Here is a 3,392-nt window from a genome sequence, read left to right as displayed (position 1 = left end):
ATTCTTCGGACCTGGCGGCTTGGGCCGAGCCGGTCACCTATGTCCCTTGGAATGTCACGGCTGCTCAGGTCCTGCAGACTTTGGTGAACGAGCATCGAGACGTGGCGGCGGTCGTCAATGAGTACGGCGAAACAGTGGGGGTTATCACTCTCGAGGATCTTCTTTCCCGCATCTTTACACGTGAGACCAGTCGGAGTGAGCAGTTTTTCGGACGGCGTCCCATCCTGCCTGTGGAGCCGGGCGTCTGGCACGTCACAGGGTTGACGAGTGTTCACCGGCTGTGTCGGTACTTCGGTCTCGAACGTCCCGAGGAGGCCAGCCATACGGTCGCGGGAATTTTCCAGGACCAACTGGGACGACTGCCCAAACCTGGCGATGTTTGCCAGTGGGGGCCGTTCGAGTTACGCGCCATTCAGGTGGGCCGTCGCGGGGTCATTCTGGCTGAACTTCGGCGACGCGATCATGTCAAGGAGGGCGCGGTATGACACTCGTTCTTCCCCTTATTCTGTTCTTCATCGGCCTTGCTTTGAGCGCCCTTTTCAGCGGGACAGAGACGGGTTTCTACCGCGTTTCGCGACTGAGACTCCAGGTCCTGGCAGGCACGGGTGATTGGCTTGCCCGAATTCTGGCATGGTTTGCCGAGCGACCGGCACTGTTTATCAGCACGACCCTTGTAGGCAACAATCTGGCCAATTACTTGGTTTCTTTTGGAGCTGTCCTGCTTTTGCAGCAACTGGCCAGTGCCTCGACGACGACGGTCGAGTTTCTCGCCACGTTCATTACCACCCCCATCGTTTTCATTTTTGGAGAGCTCATTCCCAAGCGACTTTTCCTTCAAGCCCCGTTCCGCCTGCTGCGAATTACAGGGCCTGTATTTTCGGTGCTCGCCATTATTCTCTTTCCGATTTCGGCAATTCTCTGGGTGTATGGTCGCCTCTTATCGTTATTTTTCGCCGCTCCTCTGGACAAAGCACGCTCCGAGATCACCAGTCGGGAGTTGCGACGGATCATGGAGGAGGGTGAACACGCGGGCCTGATTGTGGGCATTCAACGCCGGATTGCCCGGGCCATCCTGGAAAACGGCGCCAAACCGGTCGCTGAGTTCATGGGCGAATTGTCGGCTATTCCCGACGTTTCGCTCGACGTAACCTGGCAAGATTTGGATCGGCAATCGTCCTTCAAAAAAGAGGAGTTTGCCCTGGTTTGTGAGAGCAGCGGCGAGAGAAGATACAGGGGCTACGTATGTCTGGCAGAGCTCTTCCTGAACCCCCAAACACCGGTGCGTGCTTTTGTTCGGCCAATTTTTCGTGTTCGCGCGGAGGAGCGATTGGTGTCCGTCCTTCAGGAACTCTTTCAGAAGCGGGAACCTCTTGCTCTGGTGGTCAATACAAAAGGCCAGCCTGTCGGGTTACTCATCGAGCGTTCGCTGCGTCGCGTTTATCTTGACGAAGAAAGGTCTTAGGACCTGTTCGACGGCGTCGGGGTTCCCAGGGCATCCCAGCGGACCATCATCCCGCTGGGAAGCAGTCGGCCATTCGCACCGGGGATCACCATCATCCGTATTTTCACTGCCCCGTATTGCCAAATCTCGGGACGAATCCCATGAATCAACCGTGTAACCTGCTGGGTACCGTAACCCGGTGTGTGACAGGTGAAGAGGAAGAACCCCCGTTCGGGGTCCATCAACTCGAAACACATTCGCACGAGGGGCTCAATATCTTTGTGAAACTGAAAGGCCTCCCCTCGGGGACCATGACCGTAACTCGGCGGATCCAGAATGATCCCCTCATAGCTTTTGCCCCGCCGCAACTCACGGCGCACAAATTTTCGCGCGTCTTCGACAATCCAGTGGATGGGTCGGCTTTCCAGGCCCGAGTGTTCGGCGTTGCGCCGGGCCCAACCCACCACATTCCGAGCCGCATCCACATGGACGACTTCTGCTCCTGCCAGGGCCGCCGCCAGTGTGGCCCCTCCTGTGTAGGCAAAAAGATTGAGAATCGGCCTGGCTGGAGGGTTGGCGCGGAGCCGACGGTAAAGCCAGTTCCAGTTGGCAGCCTGTTCCGGAAAAAGCCCCACGTGGCCTGACTCGTTGCGCTTCAATTCGAAGATGAGCGGTCCCCATTGAATCGTCCACCGCTGGGGGACGTCATGCTGGTCCACCCACTTCCCCACATTGCCGCGAGCCCGTTCGAACCGACTGTGAGCCATCCGCCACAACTGTGGCCGAGCCACGGGCCCTTCTGCCGCGGGACTGGGACGGTCTAAAATCCACGCCCCAAAGCGTTCCAGGCGACGCCCTCCACCGAAGTCCAGTAGCTCGTAATCCTGACTTTGAAACGGAGCGGCCCCCCACTCTTCGCAGTCAACCTGGAACATGTCAAAAATCGCACGACCTTTAAGCAGACGTCTCGGGTAGCACCTTGTACACGGTGTCGTGTTCACGGGCATGTTCCACGACTTTGATCCCCACGTTTTGTCCGGCCTCCGCCTGCTGGACGGGCTGCCTGTCAATTTGAATCGAGGTGACAGGCTGGTAAAAGTCACTCGTGTGTCCTTTGATGTGAATGGTATCGCCGACCGCGAGGGTGCCGTTTGTGATCTCCACGGCCGCCACACCCAAATGGCTGAAATAGTGTGTCACGCGTCCCACCGGAATCTCCGCCATGGCACGTCCTCCTTTTTGCAGAAAATGAACCGACCGGGTGTGACCGGATTGCACATCGATCCACCGGCCACAGTCACAGCGTATCGAACGCCCGAAAGCGAACAGGGTTACGTCATACGCCGCACCACAGTGCGGGCACATAATTGCCATGGCATGGACTCCCCATTCCAGTATGGCACGGCCACGCGGAACCTGCAACGAGATGCAGCTACGCGGGAGATTTTCCACAAAAATAGGGCCGTCAAGCCTCTTGCTTCACGGCCCTTTCTCGTCGGGGTGAGCAGCGTGCCGACGCTGCGACTATCCGCCTTGGCAGAAAACAGGCTTCTCGTCTTTCAAGTCGCCGTCAGCATTTCTTCTTGCACGATTTCTTGGTCGCCTTCTTGGCAGCAGCCTTCTTGGTTGCCGCACCCTTCGTCGCTGCTTTCTTGGTCGCCACGATACGTACCTCCGTCCAAAAAGTGCCCGCGGGATGGCTTCGACCACCGAAGCCATTGACAGGCCACCTCTCCCGCCTGGGGCACATCCAGCCACACCCAGCCACGTTTTCAAGGCTGCCATCGCTCAACGGCCACCATCGATGGCACGCCTCAAGAGTTTTCATCGGCTTTATATCGAAGCTTACAAAAATTGCAATGCCCCCAACGCAATTTTTTGGGCCCCGATTGATTTGAACAGCGATGCCGACGGCTGCCATTCAGCCCAAAGCCCATCCCTTCAACGGGTC

The 3,392-nt window shown here is 57.6% G+C and carries 4 protein-coding genes; 2 read left to right on the top strand and 2 right to left on the bottom strand.

Annotation, left to right across the window (positions count from 1 at the left end; genetic code table 11):
* Nucleotides 1–485: transporter associated domain-containing protein (locus H5U08_RS13315; protein ID WP_297033940.1), on the top strand; the 485-nt coding region annotated here is incomplete at its 5' end.
* On the top strand, nucleotides 482–1,462 hold the full coding sequence (locus tag H5U08_RS13310; protein ID WP_297033938.1) for a CNNM domain-containing protein: 981 nt from the start codon (nucleotides 482–484) through the stop codon (nucleotides 1,460–1,462). The genes H5U08_RS13315 and H5U08_RS13310, both read left to right, overlap by 4 nt.
* Here H5U08_RS13310 and H5U08_RS13305 read toward each other — a convergent pair.
* Together H5U08_RS13305 and H5U08_RS13300 are read right to left on the bottom strand one after the other, a co-directional pair.
* Nucleotides 1,459–2,376, bottom strand: a complete 918-nt coding sequence (locus H5U08_RS13305; RefSeq protein WP_297033935.1) for a class I SAM-dependent methyltransferase — start codon at nucleotides 2,374–2,376, stop codon at nucleotides 1,459–1,461. The genes H5U08_RS13310 and H5U08_RS13305 overlap by 4 nt on opposite strands.
* 19 nt (nucleotides 2,377–2,395) lie before the next feature.
* Complete coding sequence (locus tag H5U08_RS13300; RefSeq protein ID WP_297033933.1) at nucleotides 2,396–2,665, bottom strand: EF-Tu/IF-2/RF-3 family GTPase; 270 nt, start codon at nucleotides 2,663–2,665, stop codon at nucleotides 2,396–2,398.
* Nucleotides 2,666–3,392: the final 727 nt, after the last annotated feature.

This window comes from Thermogutta sp. (genome assembly GCF_014359955.1).
GTDB lineage: Bacteria > Planctomycetota > Planctomycetia > Pirellulales > Thermoguttaceae > Thermogutta.
This window is presented reverse-complemented; position numbering and strand designations above follow the sequence as displayed.

Excerpts from the sequence above, each read along its gene's own strand:
- H5U08_RS13300 (WP_297033933.1), bottom strand. The coding sequence starts at position 2,665 with ATGGCGGAGATTCCGGTGGGACGCGTGACACACTATTTCAGCCATTTG.
- H5U08_RS13310 (WP_297033938.1), top strand. The coding sequence starts at position 482 with ATGACACTCGTTCTTCCCCTTATTCTGTTCTTCATCGGCCTTGCTTTG.
- H5U08_RS13305 (WP_297033935.1), bottom strand. The coding sequence starts at position 2,376 with ATGTTCCAGGTTGACTGCGAAGAGTGGGGGGCCGCTCCGTTTCAAAGT.